The sequence below is a fragment of the Myxococcales bacterium genome (genome assembly GCA_016717005.1).
In the GTDB taxonomy this organism is placed as follows: domain Bacteria; phylum Myxococcota_A; class Polyangia; order Haliangiales; family Haliangiaceae; genus UBA2376.
This window is the reverse complement of sequence record JADJUF010000037.1, coordinates 646007-665563: the sequence shown is the minus strand read 5'-3', so window position 1 is coordinate 665563 and position 19557 is coordinate 646007. Positions and strand designations below refer to the sequence as shown.

17 protein-coding genes and 2 pseudogenes are annotated in these 19557 nt (G+C 74.7%); 9 read left to right on the top strand and 10 right to left on the bottom strand.

Going from position 1 to position 19557, the window contains the following annotated elements; genetic code table 11:
- Positions 1-156: 156 nt before the first annotated feature.
- Positions 157-555, bottom strand: a complete 399-nt coding sequence (locus IPL61_26505) for a GFA family protein (GenBank protein MBK9034773.1) — start codon at positions 553-555, stop codon at positions 157-159.
- A 102-nt stretch (positions 556-657) separates the two neighbouring features.
- Here IPL61_26505 and IPL61_26500 point away from each other — a divergent pair, with 102 nt between their 5' ends.
- Together IPL61_26500 and IPL61_26495 are read left to right on the top strand one after the other, a co-directional pair.
- Entirely contained in the window at positions 658-981 is a 324-nt protein-coding gene (locus tag IPL61_26500; GenBank protein MBK9034772.1) for a hypothetical protein, read from the top strand.
- A gap of 165 nt (positions 982-1146) precedes the next feature.
- Positions 1147-2952, top strand: coding sequence for an acetate/propionate family kinase (locus IPL61_26495; protein ID MBK9034771.1), 1806 nt, complete (start codon positions 1147-1149; stop codon positions 2950-2952).
- Between the two features lie 317 nt (positions 2953-3269).
- On the opposite strand, the gene IPL61_26490 is transcribed toward IPL61_26495, so the two are convergent.
- From IPL61_26490 to IPL61_26470, 5 genes are all read right to left on the bottom strand, one after another.
- Positions 3270-4457 carry an MFS transporter gene (locus tag IPL61_26490; protein MBK9034770.1) on the bottom strand — a complete coding sequence of 396 codons (1188 nt, stop codon included), beginning with the start codon at positions 4455-4457 and terminating at the stop codon, positions 3270-3272.
- 83 nt (positions 4458-4540) lie between these two features.
- Positions 4541-5230: a metalloregulator ArsR/SmtB family transcription factor gene (locus IPL61_26485; protein ID MBK9034769.1), complete on the bottom strand. Its 690-nt coding sequence runs from the start codon at positions 5228-5230 to the stop codon at positions 4541-4543.
- A 434-nt stretch (positions 5231-5664) separates the two neighbouring features.
- A complete protein-coding gene (locus tag IPL61_26480) occupies positions 5665-6162 on the bottom strand; it encodes a hypothetical protein (GenBank protein MBK9034768.1) in 498 nt (165 codons plus the stop codon).
- Between the two features lie 72 nt (positions 6163-6234).
- Positions 6235-6660 carry a response regulator gene (locus IPL61_26475; protein ID MBK9034767.1) on the bottom strand — a complete coding sequence of 142 codons (426 nt, stop codon included), beginning with the start codon at positions 6658-6660 and terminating at the stop codon, positions 6235-6237.
- A complete protein-coding gene (locus IPL61_26470) occupies positions 6660-8678 on the bottom strand; it encodes an AAA family ATPase (GenBank protein ID MBK9034766.1) in 2019 nt (672 codons plus the stop codon). Before IPL61_26470 ends, IPL61_26475 begins: the two co-directional genes overlap by 1 nt.
- A 250-nt stretch (positions 8679-8928) precedes the next feature.
- Here IPL61_26470 and IPL61_26465 point away from each other — a divergent pair, with 250 nt between their 5' ends.
- Positions 8929-9582 (top strand): hypothetical protein, encoded by a 654-nt coding sequence (locus tag IPL61_26465; GenBank protein MBK9034765.1) that lies wholly within the window; start codon positions 8929-8931, stop codon positions 9580-9582.
- Between the two features lie 244 nt (positions 9583-9826).
- Here the strand turns inward: IPL61_26465 and IPL61_26460 are convergent, their stop codons facing one another.
- Positions 9827-11032 (bottom strand): acetyl-CoA C-acyltransferase, encoded by a 1206-nt coding sequence (locus tag IPL61_26460; GenBank protein ID MBK9034764.1) that lies wholly within the window; start codon positions 11030-11032, stop codon positions 9827-9829.
- A gap of 57 nt (positions 11033-11089) precedes the next feature.
- Here IPL61_26460 and IPL61_26455 point away from each other — a divergent pair, with 57 nt between their 5' ends.
- The 3 genes and pseudogenes from IPL61_26455 to IPL61_26445 all read left to right on the top strand — a co-directional run bounded on the left by IPL61_26455 (position 11090) and on the right by IPL61_26445 (position 13305).
- Positions 11090-11506, top strand: a complete 417-nt coding sequence (locus tag IPL61_26455; protein ID MBK9034763.1) for a hypothetical protein — start codon at positions 11090-11092, stop codon at positions 11504-11506.
- On the top strand, positions 11506-12585 hold the full coding sequence (locus IPL61_26450; protein MBK9034762.1) for a hypothetical protein: 1080 nt from the start codon (positions 11506-11508) through the stop codon (positions 12583-12585). Before IPL61_26455 ends, IPL61_26450 begins: the two co-directional genes overlap by 1 nt.
- A gap of 624 nt (positions 12586-13209) precedes the next feature.
- Positions 13210-13305: pseudogene (locus IPL61_26445) on the top strand (SEC-C domain-containing protein).
- 9 nt (positions 13306-13314) lie between these two features.
- Here the strand turns inward: IPL61_26445 and IPL61_26440 are convergent.
- The 3 genes from IPL61_26440 to IPL61_26430 all read right to left on the bottom strand — a co-directional run bounded on the left by IPL61_26440 (position 13315) and on the right by IPL61_26430 (position 16777).
- Positions 13315-14253, bottom strand: coding sequence for a hypothetical protein (locus tag IPL61_26440; GenBank protein MBK9034761.1), 939 nt, complete (start codon positions 14251-14253; stop codon positions 13315-13317).
- Positions 14254-14591: 338 nt separating this feature from the next.
- Entirely contained in the window at positions 14592-16520 is a 1929-nt protein-coding gene (locus IPL61_26435) for an IgGFc-binding protein (protein MBK9034760.1), read from the bottom strand.
- 86 nt (positions 16521-16606) lie between these two features.
- Positions 16607-16777: a hypothetical protein gene (locus IPL61_26430; protein MBK9034759.1), complete on the bottom strand. Its 171-nt coding sequence runs from the start codon at positions 16775-16777 to the stop codon at positions 16607-16609.
- A gap of 46 nt (positions 16778-16823) precedes the next feature.
- On the opposite strand from IPL61_26430, the gene IPL61_26425 reads away from it, so the two are divergent.
- The 3 genes and pseudogenes from IPL61_26425 (at position 16824) to IPL61_26415 (ending at position 19366) form a co-directional block, all read left to right on the top strand.
- Positions 16824-18179 carry a hypothetical protein gene (locus IPL61_26425; GenBank protein MBK9034758.1) on the top strand — a complete coding sequence of 452 codons (1356 nt, stop codon included), beginning with the start codon at positions 16824-16826 and terminating at the stop codon, positions 18177-18179.
- A 399-nt stretch (positions 18180-18578) separates the two neighbouring features.
- Positions 18579-19118: an OmpA family protein gene (locus IPL61_26420; protein ID MBK9034757.1), complete on the top strand. Its 540-nt coding sequence runs from the start codon at positions 18579-18581 to the stop codon at positions 19116-19118.
- 131 nt (positions 19119-19249) lie between these two features.
- Positions 19250-19366, top strand: a pseudogene (locus tag IPL61_26415) (DoxX family protein).
- Positions 19367-19557: the final 191 nt, after the last annotated feature.

Here is a 19557-nt window from a genome sequence, read left to right as displayed (position 1 = left end):
CAGGCGCCGCGAGGAGCCCGGCGCCCACCGATCGTCAGGCGCCGCGAGGAGCCCGGCGCCCACCGATCGTCAGGCGCCGCGAGGAGCCCGGCGCCCACCGATCGTCAGGCGCCGCGAGGAGCCCGGCGCCCCGATCGTCAGCGACCCGCGACGCGGTCACGTCGACCGCTCGGCGAAGTGCCGGACGCCCTCCATCTCGTAGTCCCAGTCGCCGCGCGAACCGCAGAAGATGTGGGTCTTGATCCCCACGCCGAGCGGGTCGTCGAAGGTGCCGGCCGTCAGGTAGACGTTGTCCGCGTCCTCTTCGGCCGGCAGCGGCGTGCCACAGGTCTTGCACCGGGTGATCGTGTACGTCGGCCGCAGCGCGTAGGTCACGCGGTGGTCCTCGCCCGCGAGCCAGCGAAAGTCGGCCCGCTTGACGATCACGATGGCGTTGCCCGTGCCGCCGCTCGCCTTGCGGCAGTTGGAGCAGTGACACATCCAGACACCCTCGATCTCGCCCGCGACCTCGTAGCGGAGCGCGCCGCACAGGCAGCTGCCTCTTCGTCCCGACATGGTCCAGGGAACCTACTCCGACACGCGCCGTCATGTCCCCGGTTTCCTCGCGGCCCCGACGCGCGGCCGCGGCGGGCTCGCGGCGGCTGGTAGAGTCCGCGCATGGGCCGCGTGGATCTGCACCGAGCGCTCGACGTGCGCTGCGTCGAGGGCGTCGCGGTCGAGCTGCGCCACTGCCTGCCCGCGGGCTGGACGGTGCGCGAGGACGGCGACTCGTTCGTCGTGCGCGGCCCGCTCGAACCCGACGCCGTCGACGCGGTCTGGCGCGTCGCCCGGTTCGTCGCCTACGCGCCGTTCGTGTCCCTCGCGCGGACCCACGCCACCGACGACGAGCTCCGCTACGAGCTGCTGTCCGAGGGGCGCACCGGCCTCGCGTTTCGCGTGGAGTTCCAGCTCACACGGGCGGCGACGGTCCCGTCGGTGTGACACGTCCGGCGGCCGCGGCGCGTCGGTCGCGGTCATCCGCCCTGTCCGACGGCACCGTCGCAGCGGTGGTGCCGGCCATCAGGCCGCGCGAGCGCCCACCGCCGTCCGCATCCGGGCGCGGCCCGCCGGCCCGCCGCCCGCGCGGGTGCGTTACGATGGCCGGCGATGAAGATCCTCGTCGTCAACGTCGGCTCGACCTCGGTCAAGTACGACCTCTACGAGATGGACACCGAGCAGAGCCTCGCGCGCGGTCGGGTCGAGCGGATCGGCACCGCGGGAGCGGTCCACGTCCGCGACGGCGTCGAGCAGCAGGTGTCGGCGCCCGACGTGCCGGGGGCGCTGACGGCGATCCTGGCGGGCCTGTCGGCGCCGGGCGCGCCGCTGGCCGGCGGTGACCTGGGCGCGGTCGGCCATCGGATCGTCCACGGCGGCGAGCGGCTGATCAAGCCGGTGCGGATCGACGACGCGGTCGAGGCGGTGATCGAGGAGTGCGCGGTGTTCGCGCCGCTGCACAACCCGGTCAACCTGGCGGGCGTGCGCGCGGCCCGGGCGCTGTTCACCGACGTGCCGCACGTGGCGGTGTTCGACACCGCGTTCCACGCGGCGATGCCCGAGCACTCGTTCATGTACGGGCTGCCCCACGACCTGTACGTCCACCGCGGCGTGCGCCGCTACGGCTTCCACGGCCCCAGCCACCAGTACATGGCGGCGTGCGCGGCCGAGTTCCTCGACGTGGCGCCGGCGCGGCTGCGGCTGGTCACCTGCCACCTCGGCGGCGGCGCGAGCGTCGCGGCGATCGACGGCGGGATCTCGGTCGACACGTCGATGGGCATGACGCCGCTCGAGGGCCTGCTGATGGGCACGCGCACCGGCGATCTCGACCCCGCGATCCCGCTGCTGCTCGCGCGCGGCGGCATGAGCCTCGACGAGGTCGACGCGCTGCTCAACCGCAAGTCGGGGCTGGCGGGGCTGTCGGGCCTCGGCGCCGACTTCCGCGACATCGAGGCGGCGGCCGAGCGCGGCGACGTCCGCGCGCGCCTCGCGATCGACGTGTTCGTCCACCGGCTGCGCAAGTACGTCGGCGCCTACGCGGCGACCCTGGGCGGCGCCGACGCGGTGGTCTTCACCGGCGGCATCGGCGAGAACTCGGCGCTGGTGCGCGCGCGGGTGTGCGATCGCCTGGGCTTCCTCGGCGTCGATCTCGACGACGCGCGCAACCGCACCGCGCGCGCGGCCGACGCCGGCGGTGTGGTCGACGTGGCCGATCGCCACGCCCGGACCCGGGTGCTGGTGGTGCGGACCGACGAGGAGCGCATGATCGCGCGCGAGGTCGCGCGCTGCCTGCACGGCCCGACCGCGGCGGTGCGCAGCGTGCGCGCGCAGCCGATCCCGATCGGCGTCTCGGTCCGCCACGTCCACCTGTCGCGCGCCGACTGCGACGCGCTGTTCGGCGCCGGCGTCGAGCTGACCCGCCGCCGCGACGTGACGCAGCCCGGCCAGTACGTCACGCGCGAGACCGTCGACCTGATCGGCCCCAAGGGCGAGATCGCGCGGGTCGCGATCATCAACCCGCTGCGGGCCGAGACCCAGGTCGAGGTCGCGCGCACCGACGCGCTCCGCCTCGGCGTCGATCCGCCGCTGCGCGAGTCGGGCAAGCTCGAGGGCACGCCCGGCCTGCGCCTGCGCGGCCCGTGCGGCGAGGTCGAGCTGACCCACGGCGTGATCGTCGCGCAGCGCCACGTCCACATGAGCCCCGAGGACGCGCGCCGGTTCGGGGTCGGCAGCGGCGACGTGATCGAGGTCAAGGCCGAGGGCGATCGCGAGATGACCCTGGGCGACGTGCTGGTCCGGGTCAGCTCGACGTACGCGCTCGATCTGCACCTCGACACCGACGAGGCCAACGCCGCGAGCCTGACCAGCGACAGCGTCGTGGCGTTCGACGGCGTCCAGTCGCGAAACCCGACGCCCTGACTCACAGCCTGAGCAAGAATCGCCCGGCGGCGTAGGTCCGGCCCCCGGGGTCACGGCGCGGGCCCCGGGATGGTTCATCACCCTGTGCGGCTGAGCGACACGCCGACCGCCGAGTCCGCCGAGACCGCCGAGACCGCCGATGGGCGACGGCCGCCGGCCCGACCCCGTCGCCGTGCGGTCACCGCTGCGCATCGCCGGCCGTCCCGCGCGGCGTGCCCAGGCCGGCCCCGCACGGCGTCGCCGACCGACCCTGCCGTTGCGGCCTGCCGGAGCGCATTCGCGCGTCCGCGGTGGGCCGTCGATTCCTGCTCCGGCTCTCAGGCCGCCGACCCGGCGGTGAGCGGCGCGGCCGGCGGCGCCCGCCGCAGCGTCTCGGTCATGCGCACGGCGACGACCACACCCGAGGCGAACGTCAGCGCCGCGACCGCGCCCATCGCGACCGCGAGGCCGAACGCGTCAGCGATCAGTCCGGCCACCACCGCGCCGAGCGCGTAGCCCAGATCGCGCCACAGCCGGTAGACGCCGACCGCCGACGCGCGCCAGCTCGGGTGCGCGACGTCGCCGATCGCCGCGAGCAAGGTCGGGTAGACCAGCGCGGTGCCGAGCCCGAGCAGCGCGGCGCCGACCGCGAAGCCGGCGAACCCGCCGGCGCCGATCACCACGACGATCCCGAGCGCCTGGATCCACATGCCGGCGACGATCGGGCGCTTGCGGCCGACCCGATCCGACCACGCGCCGGTGCCGAGCTGCGCCAGGCCCCAGGTCGCGGGGTAGATCGCCGCGAGCACGGCGATCTGGTCGAGGCTCATCCGCGCCGCGGCGAAGAACAGCGGGAACAGCCCCCACGCCATGCCGTCGTTGAGGTTGTTGACCAGCCCGGCCTGCGTGACGCTGGCGAGGTCGCGATCGCCCAGCGTCGTGCGCCAGAACACCGTGCGCGCTGACGGGACGCGCACGTCGGGCGGCGGGCCGTGGGCGCGGGCCTCGTGCGCGACGTGGCCGCGGGTCTCGCGCGCCGCCAGCACCGACAGCCCGAGGCCGGCGATCACGTACCCGACGCCGAGGTAGAACGGCGCGGGGCGCAGGCCGGCGCGCGCGGCGATCCAGCCGGTCGCGAGCGCGCTGGCGGCGACGGCGAAGTAGCCGGCGAACTCGTTGAGCCCCATCGCGAGGCCACGCCGGTGCGGGCCGGCGAGATCGATCTTCATGATCACGGTCGTCGACCAGGTCAGGCCCTGGCTGACGCCCAGCAGCACGTTGGCGACGAGCACCCAGCGCCAGGTCGGCGCCCACATGAGCAGGAACGGCACTGGCACCGCGACCAGCCAGCCGGCGATCAGCACCGGCTTGCGCCCGAGCCGATCGGCCAGGCGGCCGGCCGCGTAGTTGGTCGCGGCCTTGGTCACGCCGAACGCGACGATGAACGACAGGATCGCGCCGCGCGCGACCAGCCCGAACTCGTGCTCGGCGATCGCCGGCAGGATGCTGCGCTCGAGCCCGATCATCGCGCCGACGAACGCGTTGACCACGACCAGCAGCACGAACTGGCTGAGGTTGGCGCGGATGCCCAGGCGCAGGCCGGCCCCGGTCACGGCGCCGCCGCGGCGACGATCGGCAGCCCCGCGGCGCGCCACTCGGCGACGCCGTCCTCGGTCCGGACCGCCGCGACGCCGCGCTTGCGCAGGGCCGCCACCGCCTGCAGCGCCGACACGCAGTAGGGCCCGCGGCAGTACGCGACCACCGGCCGGCCCCGGGGCGCGGTCCGGGCCCACCGCGGCACCTGCGCCAGCGGCACCGAGACCGCGCCGGGCAGGTGGCCCTGCGCGTACTCCTCGGCCGGGCGCACGTCGATCAGCGTCACGGTGCCGGCCCGGACCCGCCGGACCAGCTCGGCCCGCGCGATCGGCTCGAGCTGATCGCGCCCGACCAGGTAGGCCCGCGCCACGTGCTCGAGCTCGGTCAGCCGGGCCTCGGCGGTGTGGCGCAGCGCGTGCCACAGCCGCTCGACCGACGGATCGGCCAGCCGGTAGTAGACCCGCTGGCCGTCGCGGCGGGCCTCGACCAGCCGGGCCCCGGCCAGCACACGCAGGTGCTGCGAGGCGTTCGCGACCGACAGCTCCGCGACCTGGGCCAGGGCCTCGACCGAGCGCTCACCCTGGCCCAGCAGGTCGAGCAGCTCGAGCCGGGCCGGCGCGGCGAGCGCCTTCGCGACCCGCGCGAACTGGGCGTAGATGCGTTGCTTGGCGGCGTGGGGCGCGGTGGTCGGTGTCGTAGACATTCAAGTAATCAATTGAATACTATGATCGACGCGACTGTCAACCGCGCCGAGCACGCCGGCCGGGCGCGCGGAGACCGCGGTCGCCGGTTGGCGGCTCGTGCGCGCTGAGGCCGCGGTCGCCGGCCGGCGGTCGGGTGGCTCGGGCGCGCGGCGCGCATGCGCCGGCGGCCGGCCTGGTCGAGGGCCGCGGTCGCCGGCCGGCGGTCGGGCGGCTCGGGCGCGCGGAGCGCATGCGCCGGCGGCTGGCCTCGTCGAGGGCCGCGGTCGCCGGCCGGCGGTCGGGTGGCTCGGGCGCGCGGAGCGCATGCGCCGGCGGCTGGCCTGGTCGAGGGCCGCGGTCGCCGGCCGGCGGTCGGGTGGCTCGGGCGGGACCAGGCCCGCTCGGCACATGGTCGCGGCCCGCTCAGCGCGCGGGCGGCCCGCTCAGCGCGCGGTCACGGCGCGGCCGGACACGCGCGCCAGCACACCAGGTCGGTGCCGCCGAGCCGGGCCGCCAGCTCGGCCGCGGCGCGGTAGGCGTCGGCCTCGAACGCGCGCGCGTCGGTGGCCACCACCAGCACGCGGTCGCCGAGGCGGAAGCCGGCCCGCAGCGGGTAGGCCTTCTCGAGCTCGGGGTGGTCGCGGACCCCGTCGTGGAAGCGCGCGATGCGGCGCTTGGCCGCGGCCTCGTCGGTGAAGGTCTGCAGGCGCAGGACCAACCGCGGGTACATGCGCGAGCGCGGCCGCGGCGCCCGCCGCTTCACGCGCCAGCAGGTCGCGCCGAGCGCCTGGAACGCTCGCTCCTCGGGGCCGGTGCACGACGTCGGGGCCGCGAGCTTGAACCCGGCGCGTCGGGCCCAGGTCGCGATCGCGGGCTGGTGCGGCGGCGGCGCGGCGGCGGCCGCGCTGGCCGCGAGCACGCCGGCGACGACGATCGCGATGCTGCGGCGCATGCGTCCGACGCTAGCGCGGTCGTCGCGGCGGGGCCACTTCGGACGGACTTCGGGCGCCGAACCCGCGACGGCTCACGCGTCGTCCGTGGGCGGGTCGTCGCCGGCGGTGTCGGGGCGCGGGCGCGGGCGCGACGCCAGCAGGCGCAGGCACTCGCCGACGATGTCCTCGTCGGCGCACGGCTTGGGTACGAACGCCGCGGCGCCGAGCCGGGCCGACAGCTCGGGCCCGTGCGACGACGACGACACCAGCACCAGCGGCGGCGGCTCGGGCAGGCGGTCGAGGGCGTCCACCAGCGTTCGTCCGTCCTGGGGGCGCTCGCTGGCGTCGAACACGACCGCGTCGATGCCGCCCTCGCGGGCGTGGCCGACGGCCTCGGGCACCGCGCCGACCGCGACCACCGCGTGCTCCTCGGCCTCGAGCGCGGCGGTCCAGGCGCGGCGCGCGTCGGCGTCGGCGGTGATGATCAGGACCGTGCCGTGGTGTCGGCGCGCCGGCATCACTCGTGGACCGCGGCGCTGGCGCGATGCTCGCCCTCGGTCCACCCGACCTCGTGCGCGAGATCGCGCGCCTCCTTGAGCACCTCGGGTGAGATCTTCATCAGCGTGCGCCCCGGGCTGGAGCCGTACAGCAAGAGCTCGGCGGTGCCGCGGCGATCGCCCAGGCGGCGCATCTCGTCGACGGCCGCCCGGCGGTGGCGCTCGGCCAGGATCCCGTTGCCGAGCTTCTCGTACGCGGTGGCCAGGAGCGCCCGCGCCCGCGCGACCCCGGCCGACGAGCCGGCGTGCTGGGCCTGGACCAGCGCCACCTCGGCCTGCGAGGCCGCGCGGTTCATGTCGCCGTCGGCCGCCGCGAGCTGCGCCAGCTTCTGGACGATCTTCCACATGTTCACCGGCGCGCGCGGGGAGCGCGGGCCGTCGCCGAGCGTCATCAGGTCGATGGCCTCCTCGAGCTCGCGCACCGCGGTCGCGCTCTTGCCGGCCCGGATCAGCACCGACGCCAGGTCGAGGTAGCTGTCGGCGATCAGCTCGCTGTCGCCGGTGGCGATCGCCGCGCCGATCGCGCGCTGCAGGTACGGCACCGCCGCGTTGGGATCGCGCTCGGCCGCGATCAGCTGGCCCAGCGACCGCACCAGCAGCGCCTGCAGCCGCGGGCCCTGATCGCCCCAGCTCTCGGCCTCGTGCAGGATGCCGCGGGCCAGCGCCAGCTCGCCGTTGGCGCGCAGGATCTCGGCCAGGCGCAGCGAGATCGCGACCAGGTCGGCCGGCGCCAGATCGCCGCTGGCGATGCCGGCCCGGGCGCAGGTCAGGGCCTGGCTGTAGCACCGGGCCGCGCCGGCGTCGTCGAGTTGGCGCGCGGCGGCGTCGCCGGCCTCGGCGAAGAGCGTCGCGGCCTCGGCGCGCAGGCCCGCGGCCTCGGTCTGGTGCGCGACCACCGCCGGCGGGGTCGCCGCGTCGAGGTTGACGCGGACGAACTCGTGCAGGCCGCGTCGGATCGACGCCGGCATCGCGCCGTAGGTCACGTCGCGCACCAGGCCGCTGGTGAACGTGAGCAGATCCTCGGTCGCGGTCAGCCAGCCGCGCTCGATCGCGACGGCGAGCGCGCGCTCGGTCTCGGCGCCGAGGTTGACCGCCGCGGCGACCAGCGTGGTCGGCGCCTCGCGCCCGAACACCGCGGTGGCCTGGCACAGGAGCAGCGCCTCGCGCGGCAACGTCGCCAGGCGCGCGGCGACGAGGTCGGGCAGCGAGGTCGGGGCGTGCTCGAGGTCGCCGCCCTCGCCGAGGTACCGGACCAGGTGCTCGACGTGGGCGGGCAGGCCGCCGGTGCGCTCGGTCAGCTCGAGCGCGCTGAGCTCGCCGACCGCCGAGGTGCGCGCCAGCTGCGTCGCGAAGAAGCCCAGGGCCTCGCCGTCGAGCGGCTCGAGCACCAGGCGCTGGCAGTCGGCCGGCCAGGTCTTGGCCTCGGCCGCGGTCAGCGACACGACGATCCGGACGCCGCTGGCGTGGCGCTCGGCCACGCGCCGGATCATGTCGATGCTGGCGCGGTCGTAGCGATCGAGGTCCTCGAACGCCATCACCGTCGGGCCGCGGGTGGCCTCGGCGGCGAGCGTGCGGATCAGCGACGCGAACATCTCACGCCGGCGCACCGGGGCGTCGAGCTCGGCCAGCTCGGTCGGGTTGCCGAACAGCTCGGCCAGGCCGGGCACGTCACGCTCGCCGAGGCCCCGCGCCATCGTGGCCGCCGCCAGGTCGTCGCGACCGCACACGGGCGGCAGCTCGAGGATCGTCGCGATCAGCGCGCGCAGCGGGTACAGCGGCGTGGCCACGCCCGAGGGATCGGCGTCGGCCTGGTAGACCGTCACGCCGGTCGCCTCGGCCACGCGCTCGTAGGCCTCCCGCAAGAGCGCGGTCTTGCCGCTGCCGGGCTCGCCGATCAAGAGCAGGGCCGGCGCCAGCACCCGGCCCGCCAGGAAGTCGACGACGCGGTCGAGCTCGGCGTCGCGGCCGATCAAGGCCACCGGCCAGGCCTGGCTGACCCGGACCTCGGCCACCGCCCCCGCCGGCGCGCTGATCTCGGCGGTCGCGGACAGGGCCCGGCGCGGTTGTCCGCATTCCGGACAGAACCGGAAGTCGGTCGTGGCCTGGGCCCCGCACGACGCGCACACGTACGCGGTGGCGGTGCGGGGCGGGCCCGCCAGCGCGGTGATCGCCCCGCGCATGGTCGAGGCGTCGACGAACCGATCGCCCGGGCGCTTGGCCAGGGCGGTCATGACCAGCGCGTCGATCGCTGGCGAGATGTTGGCGACCTCGCCCGGCGGCCGCGGCGCCAGCTTGAGCTGGCGGGTGAGGGATGTCGATCGCCGAGCCGCCGACGAACGGCGTCTGCCCGGTGAGCAGCTCGTACGCGACGATCCCGACCGCGTACAGATCGGTGGCCACCGACGGGGCGGCGCCGCCGATCAGCTCGGGCGCCATGTACTCGGGCGTGCCGCAGATGTTGCGGTCCTCGCCCTCGCGCGGGGCGTTGACCAGCCGGGCGATCCCGAAGTCCACGACCTTGACCTGATCCTGGCCGGTCCGGCGCTGCTCGATCAGGATGTTGTCGCTCTTGAGGTCGGCGTGGATCACGCCCGCGAGGTGGGCCTCCTCGACGCCGGCCAGGATCTGGTCGACGATCGCCAGCACCCGCGTCGGCGGCAGCGGGTGCTCCTTGGCGATCAGGTGCGTCAGCGTCGGGCCGCGCAGGTACTCCATGACCAGGTACAGGAGCCCGTCGCCGGTCTGGCCGTAGTCGATGATCGACACGGTGTTGGGGTGGTTGAGGCGGCTCGCGGCCAGCGCCTCGTCCTGGAACCGCTTCACCAGCCGGGCGTCGCGCGACAGATCCTCGTTGAGGATCTTCACCGCCACGGTGCGACCTAGCGCGATCTGATCGGCCTTGTAGACGGCGCCCGAGCCGCCGATGCCGATGCATCCGCGGAGGCGGTACTTGTCGTCGAGCACGCGCCCGACCAGCCGCTGGGCTAGAGCCTGTTCGTCAGTCGACATCGGGGGCGAGGTGGCAGCATACCCGTTCGTCGCGCAGGGTGGAGCCTGCGTCACACCCATGGCCGCGTAAGGCTGGTTGGACCTTTACGACCAGGTGAAACGAAGGGATCTCACGTGGCTACGCGCGCTCGAGGATCATGGCGATCCCCTGCCCGACGCCGATACACATCGACGCCAGGCCGCGGCGGCCGCCGCCGTTGGCTAGCTCGCGGGCGAGCGTCAGCACCAGGCGCGCGCCCGACGCGCCCAGCGGGTGGCCCAGCGCGATCGCGCCGCCGTTGACGTTGACGCGCTCGGGGTCGAGGCCGAGCTGCGCGACGCACGGCAGCGCCTGGGCCGCGAACGCCTCGTTCAGCTCGGCGACGTCGATCGCGTCGACGGCCAGGCCCGCGCGCGCCAGCGCCTTGCGCGACGCCGGGATCGGCCCGAGGCCCATCAGGCTCGGCGCGACGCCAGCCACCGCCGACGTGACGTAGCGTACCTGCGGGGTGAGGCCGAGCTCCGCGATCGCGGCCTCGCTGGCGAGGAGCACCGCGGCGGCGCCGTCGTTGAGGCCCGAGGCGTTGCCCGCGGTGACCGTGCCGTCCTTGGCGAAGGCCGGGCGCAGCCGGGTCAGGCTCTCGATCGTGGTGTCGGCCCGCGGGTGCTCGTCGACGGCGACCTCGAGCGTGGCGCCCTTCTTGTCGGTGCCCGTGGTGATCGCGACGATCTCCTGCGCCAGCCGGCCGGAGGCCAGGGCCGCCGCCGCCCGCTGCTGCGACCGCAGCGCGAACTGATCCTGGGCCGCCCGGGTGACGTCGCACTGCCGGGCCACGCGCTCGGCGGTCTCGCCCATCGGCAGGGTCTCGTGGGCCGCGGTCATCTTCGGGTTGACGAACCGCCAGCCGAGCGTCGTGTCGTAGAGCGTCTGGTTGCCGCGGGGGAACGCGGCGTCGGGCTTGCCCATGACCTGCGGCGCCCGCGACATCTGCTCGACGCCGCCGGCGATGATCAGGTCGGCCTCGCCGGTGGCGATCAGCCGGGCCCCGTCGGCGATCGCCTGCATGCCCGAGCCGCACAGGCGGTTGACGGTCACGCCGGGGATCTCGATCGGCAGGCCGGCGAGCAGCGCGGCCATGCGCCCGACGTTGCGGTTGTCCTCGCCGGCCTGGTTGGCGCAGCCCGCGATCACGTCGTCGATGCGGTCGACCGGGACCTTGGTGCGCGCGACCAGCGCGGCGATCACCGCCGCCAGCAGGTCGTCGGCGCGGACGCCGGCGAGGCCACCGCCGAAGCGGCCGAACGGAGAGCGGACCCCATCGATGATGAAGGCTGGGCGCGTCATGGCCGGCACCATATCCGAAAAGTTGGTCGGTGCCGTGGCGGCGCCTACCGTCGGCGCATGGCGCTCTTCGATCCGTCCAGCCTCGCGACCGCGCCCTGCTCCGACGCGCCGGCCCAGGAGCTGGCGTGGTTCGCGATCCGCCAGCCGGCGGTGGTGCGCTTCCTCGAGCGGCGGCTGTGGTCGGCCGACGGCGACGCGTTCGCGGTCGCGCTCGACGCGACCTGCCGGCTGCACGCCGCGGTGACCCTGCACCACGGCCTCGAGCCGGTGCGGGTCGACGACCGGCTCCTGCGCGACGGCCTCGAGATGGACCCGCCGCCCAGCCTGCTGGCCTGGATCGAGACCCGGTGCCGCGCGGCCCCGGTGGTGCTGACCGACGCCGAGGAGGCCGCGGTGGCCCGGGCGGTGGCGGCGATCGCGTGGGGCTTCACCAGCGGCCGCGCCAGCGGCGTCGACGAGCGTATGCTCGGCTGATGGCGCGACGCCTGCTGGGACTGGGGATGGTGCTCGCGGTCGCCGCGAGCTGCGGCGACAACCGCCCGCCCGAGGTGGTGGTCTCCGCCCGCGGCGCCGCGTGGATCGCGACCCGGGCCGCGCCGGCCGCGCCGTGGGTGCGCACCGACGGCGCGACCGCGGTGTTCGACGCCGACGGAGACGGCGCTACCTACGACGCGGTGATCGTGTGCCGGACCGACGTCGGCGCCGGCTGGTCGCTGACCGCGACCTACGAGGACGGGGTGATCTGGGACCGGCCGTGCCGGGCCGACGTCACCGGCGCGGTCGACGTCGGCTTCGACCTGGGGTCGCCCGCCGACGCGGTCTTCATCGGCGAGGTCGCGAACCACGCGCCCGCGACCGCGCCGACCCAGGTGCCGCCGGGGACCTACGACGTGATCGCGGTCGTCGACGACGCCCAGGGCGAGCCGACCCGGGTCGAGCTCCAGCGCGGCGTGCGGATCGTGGCGGGGACCCGCGTCGACGTCGACGTCGCGGCGGGTGGCGTCGACCTGGTCCCGATCGCGGTGACCGTCGACGGCGGCCGGCCGGACTTCGGCTCCGTGACGTTCACGAGCGCCGGCGGCACCTGGGCGTCGCTCGGCACCGCCTACCGCGTCGTGCCGGCCGCGGCGCGCGCCGATGGCGACCTGCACCTGGTCACGGTCTTCGACCGCGACTACTTCGCCGAGGCGCCGGTCGACGAGGCCGGGATCGCGTTCGAGCGCGAGTTCGTCTCGCCGGACGTGTCGTTCGCGTGGACCGACGCGCCGGTCGCGACCTGGCGCGGCGCCCCCGGCCACCGCGCCCGGCTCGACGTCGTCGCCGACAACCTCGCGTCGTCCCCGGGCTGGTTCGCGTACGCCTACCCCGCGGCGCTGGCGAACCAGACGGTCGAGGGCGTCACCACGTTGGTCATGCCGGCGCCGGTGGTCGACGGCTGGGATCCGGCCTGGTGGCCGACCGGGCCGGCCTACATCGGGCTCGGGCTCGCCCGCGGGCGCGCCGACGGCGGCAGCGCCGGCTTCACGTTCGGCGAGGCGATCGTCGCGCCCTGAGCGCGCCGGCCGGCGGTCAGAATCGCGGCCGGCGCGCGACGGGTGCGCGCGAGCCTTGACGGCGGCGGCGCGACTCACGAACATGCGCGCCAAATGTCGACCGTCGTGGTCTCTGCCGAGGAAGTCGAACGCACCATCACCGCCTTCACGCGCCTCGACCAGCGCGGCGACAAGAAGGCGATGAACAAGCTCGCGGGCCGGTTGCAGCGCGAGCAGCCGCACCTGCTGCAGTTCGCGGCGGCGATCCGCAACGAGCACGGCGACAAGGCCGGCGAGGCGGCGGTGTTCTACGCCACGCTGGTCTGGGCGATGTTCGACCGCGAGCGCGAGGGCACGCTGCCGCGCCTGACCGAGGCCAACCTCGGCGCCGCCGCCGGCGTGGTCGAGGCCGCGCACGCCGCCGAGCCCGGCCTGGCCGAGCGCCCGGTCCACGAGCGCTACGCCGCCAGCCAGGCCGAGATCCAGCCGCACCTGTACGCGAAGCTGCGCGAGCTGCTCGAGGAGGACGTGCGCGAGGAGGCCATGTCGGCCGAGATCGCGGCGACGATCTATCCACCGACCCAGGTGGCGATCGAGGCGTTCGACGCCGCGCTCAGCGGCCGGCGCCCGGGCGAGCGCCAGGGCACCGTCGTCCACGACGCGCCCAAGGTCGGCCGCAACGACGTGTGCCCGTGCGGCTCGGGCAAGAAGTACAAGAAGTGCCACGGCGCCGCGGCCTGACGCCGCGGCTCACTCGCCGATGACGACCGGGCAGCGCGGGTCGACGGTCGTGAACTGCCGGCGCGCGTAGGTCGACTCGACGGTCGGCTTGATCGCGACCGCGGCCGGGTCGTAGGTCCAGATCCACTGCGCGGTCGAGCCGGGCGCGAGGCTGGCGAAGACCGCGCCCCACGGCGCGATGCCGACCTGGCCGAGCGTGACCGCGGCCGGCCAGGCGCTGTCGTCGAAGCCAGGCTGCTCCCAGCCGGCGGTCAGGGTGTTGGTCGCGCGGAACGCCGCGTCGGTGACCACGGTCTGCGGTACGCCGTCGATCGTGAAGCGCAGGTCGGCGACCGTCGCGCGATCGTACCCGGCCTGGTTCTGCAGGTTGATGCCCTCGATCGCCAGGACGTTGGGGTGGCCGGGGTGCGCGAAGATCATCACGTCGTAGCGCTGCGGGTCGCTCCAGATGCGCGCCACGTCGTCGACGAGCACGCCGTTGAGCCAGACCTTGGTGTTGTCATCGGTGGTGATCGCCAAAGACGCCGGCGCCAGCGCGTCGAGCCCGACCGGGCACAGCGCGGCGGCGTCGGGTGCGGTCGTCGCGTCGGGTGCGAGCGTCGCGGCGTCGGTGCCGGTCGCGTCGGGGAGCGCGGCGGCGTCGGTGCCGGTCGCGTCGGGGAGCGCGGCGTCGGGGACGGTCGTCGCGTCCAGGAGCGTCGCGTCCGGGAGCGTCGCGGCGTCGGGGACCAGGGTCGCGTCATCGCCGGTCGCGTCGGCCGCGGTCGCGTCGGCCGCGCCGGCGTCGAGGTCGGCCGCGTCGGGGACCGTGCCCGCGTCCGGCGCCGCCGCGTCGCCGTCGGCGCTGGCGTCAGCCCGCCCGTCGGGGCTGGCGGCGTCGATGATCGCGCCGCCGCCATCGCTGCAGCCCGTGATCGCGAGTCCAGCCGCCAGCCACCATGCGCGCATGTCCCACGGTCGCACGACCGCCCGGGGTCGCGCCAGCCGGGTCAGCGGGCCCACGGCATCGCGCGCAGCGCCTGCGCGGTCGGCGCGGTGCGCGCGGTCAGCGCGGTCAGCGCGGTCAACGGACGGCGCGGACGGCGGTCAGCGCGGACGGCGCGGTCAGCGCGGTGCGCGCGGTCAGCGCGGTCAGCGCGGCCAGCGCGGTGCGCGCGGTCAACGGACGGCGCGGACAGCGTCAGCGCGGTCAGCGCGGTGCGCGCGGTCAGCGCGGTGCGCGCGGTCAACGGCCGGCGCGGTCAACGGCCGGCGCGGTCGGTGCGGTCAGCGCGGCCGGCGCGGCATCAGCGGGTCGGCAGCCGGCGCCGCAGCCCCCGCGTCGGCGCCTTGGGCTTGCCGATCGGGTTGATGATCTTCAGGTCGCTGCCGCCGGCGAACGCGTAGCTGCCGACGTTGTAGTAGCCGTAGACGGTCACGCCGAACGGATCGCTGCCGGCGACGGTGTGCTGGCCCTCGGTGACGGGGCAGGTGACCTGCTCGTAGTTGATGCCCAGGACCACGCCGATCGGCTCGACCTGGCAGCCGGCGAACTCGCCGAGCGCGCGGCCGTCGACGGTGAACGTGCCGCTGACCGGCTTGGCCAGGACGAAGTAGTTCTGGCGGAACGTCGACGGCACCAGGAACACGTAGTCCTTGCGGTGCTGCTCGGCCGACGGGAAGATCACCAGCGACGGATCGCCGGTGAAGCCGTCGGGCACGCGGTGCTGCGACACCAGCACCTGGCCCAGCGTCACCGCGCCGGTGGCCGACAGCGTGAAGCCGCGGTCGGCGTAGAACGCCTTGTACTCGCCGGCGTTGAGCGAGAACGACGCGAACGGCCCCGGCAGGCTGGTGGTGATCTGGACGCCGTCCTCCGACGCCAGCACCCGGTACATGTCGGGCTCGCGGTAGCTGGGGTTGGTCGAGCGGACCGGCGACCGGCTGACCGCGAACTCGCGGCCGAGCGCGGTGGTCGGCAGCAGCTGCTCCTCGAGGTGATCGGTGCAGCAGCTCTCGCCGTCCCAGTTGGGCGGGTCGGGGGGCATCGCCCCGCCGGTGCCGATGCCGCGCTCGAGCCCGGTGAACACCGCCACCTTCTTGTCGGACGTGACCAGCGAGCCCATGAAGTCGCCGTCGCGGTCGAGGAAGTTGAAGCACTCCTGGATCGGCACCGTCGGCTGATCCGACTCGAGGTTGACGACGTCGTAGCGGTCGATCGTGAAGGTCAGCGGCTGCCCGGCCGGGGTCGCGGCGATCGAGAAGCCGGTGTCGCCGGCCGAGGCCTTGATCGGGTGGGTGGCGTTGACCGTGACCTGGGTGTTGTCCTCGACGCCGATGATCGTGATCGAGGTGTGGTCCGGGATGCTGGCGTCGATGCCGGGCACCGTGCCCGGCGCCGGCCCGCACGGGTTGGCGGTCGGCCAGCCCCACACGTAGTAGTGGCGGCCCAGCGCCTGGATCGGGATCAGGATCGAGGCGTCGTTCGAGAACTGCTGGACGATCGGGTTGAACTGGTACGCGACCACCGGGCCGGTCGTGACCATGTGGTACGCGTGCGGCGACACGAACGTGCCCGAGCCGCTGTAGCGGGCGTAGGTGCCGTTCTGGCCCATCGTGCCGTCGACCTCGCGCGCCGGCAGATCGACCTGCTTGGCCGAGCGGGCCAGGGCGACCGTCTGCAGCACGACCTGCTCGTCGAGCCCGCCGACGCGGCCGGCGTTCTTGAAGACCGTGATCTGCACGTCGTAGTCGTTGTTGTTGGCGACGACGATCGAGTACTGCTGGGCCGCGGCGTCGTTGACGAGGAACAGCGTCTCGGCGGCCTCGTTGTCGAGGTCGGCGGCCCAGAAGTCACAGCCGACGTTGGACGGCTCGCCCAGCGCGCGCTGGCACGGGGTCGTGCAGACGCCGGCGCCGCAGACCTCACCGGCCGGGCACTGCGTGACCAGCGTGCCGCTGGTGCCGTCGCCGTTGCACATCCAGACCTGATCGATCGCGCCACAGTAGACCTGATCGGGCGTGCACACCGCGCAGCCGACGTCCTCGAGGCAGACCTCGTTGGCCTCGCACCGGATCGGCACCTCGTAGACGCCGTCGGACAGGCAGTGCTCCCAGCCGAACGAGGTGCACCGATTCTGGCAGCCGGTGTCGTCATCGTCGCCGCTGGCCGACGGGCCGCAGGCGAGGGTGGCGACGGCGACCGCGGCCGTGAACAGCAAGACGAAGGCGCGCATGTCCGCGCACGATCGTTCGTCGGCCGGTCCGATCGCAACCGGACATCGTCTGTCACACCGTCGCCGACGTCACTTGCCGCGCCGCGTCAGCCCCCGGTCTGGACCCGCACGCGCTCGGCCAGCGCCGCGCGATCGAGGCGGCGGGCCGCGATCGGCAGGCGCATCCGCATGCCGGGCTGGTCGGCGGCGTCGGCGCGGCCGGGCGGTCGGCGCTCGCGCAGGCGGTCACGGCGATCGCGGCGAGCCAGCGCATGCACGACCTACGCGCCACCGCGGCCGTGGTTACGTGCGATGCTCGCGCCGATGCGTGGACGCGCGATGGTCATGGCGGTCGCGCTGGTCGCGAGCACCGGGGCGTCCGCGGTCGCCGACGATGACGGCGGGGTGAGCGCGGCGGGCCGCGAGGCCGCGCGGCTGGCGCACGAGGCGGCGCGCCTGGCCGAGACCGCGCGCGACGTGCGCGATCTGCTGTACTACCTGAGCGACCCGCGCGGCTTCCAGTACGACTACTACCGCGCCGCCGATCAGGTGCAGCACGACCCGGTGCTGGGGCCGCTGGTGCGCAACCTGGCGGCGCTGTACCAGCACCGCACCTGGGAGTGGAAGGCGCAGGCGCAGGCCCTGGCCGACACCGCGACGCCGGCGTCGGCGGCGGTCGGCGTCGGGCTGACCTGGGACGCGCCGCTGTGCCGGCTGTTCGAGGCCCAGGGCAGCGCCCAGGGCTTCTACGAGGACCGCGCCGCCCACGCGGCGCTGGCGTGGGGCGTCGGCGGCTGCCTGCCGCTGCCGTTCGACACCTTCGAGCTCGGCTACCGCGGCCGCCGGCAGGTGCGGCGCTCGCTCCTGGCGCTGCCGATCGCCACCAGCGGCGAGCGGGCCAGCGGCGACACGGTCTACGCCAACCTGCGCTTCTACCGCTGGCTGTCGGCCGGCCACCAGGTCGACGTCGCGCCGATGAGCTTCCAGTTCGACTGGGCCCGCACCACCGCGACCACGTTCCAGTCGTGGGCCTCGATCGCGCCGGTGCACTGGGCCCGGCGCGGCAAGGGCCACGGCGGTCGCGACCAGACCTACGACTTCATGCGGATCGAGTTCACGACGCTGGGGCTGCTCGACGACGGCGTCGTCGACCCGCTGGTGGCGGCGATCTCGCCGCTGGCGATCGACGGCGTCCGCCTCGGCGATCAGGTCGCGGTCGGCCTCGACGTCGGGTTCGAGATCGGCGAGTTCACGTCGACCGCGACCACCGCGGTCCAGCGCCGGGCGCTCCACCTCGACGCCAGCGTCGTGGCCAGCGCTGGCCCGGCGACGATCGAGGTCCACGCGCGCAACGCCATGCAGCCGACGGTCGCCAACCAGATCCTCGACGAGGATCGCCTGACCGCGCGGATCGATCTCGACCGCCCGGCCGCGTGGGTGCGCGCCGACGCGTTCGCGTCGCACGCGCGCCTGCTCAGCCTCGACCGCTACTCGCAGAAGGTCTGGACCTACGGCGCCGGCGCCGACCTGACGATGGCGCTGACCGACCTCGTCTACCTCTACGCGCGGGTCGAGGGCGCCCGCAACATCGTCGTCGACGCGACCGCGGCCCAGCCCGCCACCGCCGACGAGCTGCGCGGCACCGTCGGCGTCACCGCCGAGCTGCGGCGGCGGCTGTAGCGGGGAGGGGACGGTCGTCGACGAACGGTGGGCGGCGGCGGGATCTGGACATTCGCAACGCCTGGACAGAACCGACCGGTCAACCGGCCCACGGAACCGCGCATGTGATCGCGGGCGTTTGCGCGAGGCGCAGGCGAGGCACAACGTCGACGCGGTCGCGGCCCAGCCACCGACGAGGTGCCCGCCGCCCCCGACGAGCCGCGCCACCGTCGGCGTCGTCGGCGTCACCGCGCCACCGTCGGCGTCACCGCGCCACCGTCGGCGTCACCGCGCCACCGTCGGCGTCACCGCCGAGGCCGCCTCGCGGTTCATCCCGCGAGCATGAGGACCGCGCAATCCGGAATTCTCGAGCGCGTCGGTCACGGGTGGCCCCGCCGCGAGGTTCTGGTAGGACGGGACATGCGTGTTCACATTGCTACCGTCCTCAGCGTCCTGGCCCTCGCGGGCTGCTCGAAGAAGTCCAACACCAAGGTCGCCGAGCCGACCGAGCCGAGCGGGCAGGTCGCCGCGACGCCCAAGCCTGCGACCGCGACCGCGCCGCCGACCCAGGTGAGCCCGAACCTCAACGTGTCGGGCGACCTGGCCGCGCAGTGCGGGCTGAAGGCCAGCGCCGCCGTTCCACCGAACTTCGAGTACGACCAGACGGAGCTCTTGCCCGAGGACCGCCAGGTGCTCGAGCAGGTCGCGGTGTGCCTGACCACCGGACCGCTCACGGGGCGCGGCCTCGACCTGATCGGCCGCGCCGATCCGCGGGGCACGGGGGAGTACAACCTCGGTCTTGGCGCGCGGCGCGCGCAGAGCGTCAGCGACTACCTCCACAAGCTGGGCGTGACCGCGCCGCAGCTCGCCGAGACCACGCGCGGCGACCTCGAGGCCACCGGCACCGACGAGTCCGGCTGGCAGAAGGACCGCCGCGTGGATCTCGAGCTGCGCGACTGACCGGTCGGGCGCCGGGGAGGGACTGGGCGTCCGCCGCGACCCGAACGTTGTCAACGTTGACACCGTCCCCCGGCCCCGACCCCGGCCCGGGTCGCCGCCGAGCGCGAGCGCGACCATGACGTAGACCATCCCTGGCCATCCAGCGCGCTGCGCTCGGGGCGATCGTGGTGCCGCACGGCGCGCAGAAGTTGCTGGGCTGGTTCGGCGGCTACGGCTTCGATGGCACGATGACCTACTTCACCGAGACGGTGCACCTCTAGACAGCCGCGACCCCAAGGTTGTGGACGTTGACGCCGTCCCCTGGTCTAGCACACCGACCCCTTTGAAGTGCCTGCTGCGACGCGACCTTGCGGGCACCTCCGGGCGTACGTCCGATGCTCGCTCGTCACGTCGGTCCCTACGCTCCTCGCTGCGCTTCGGGCGTGCGCCCGGATCTGCC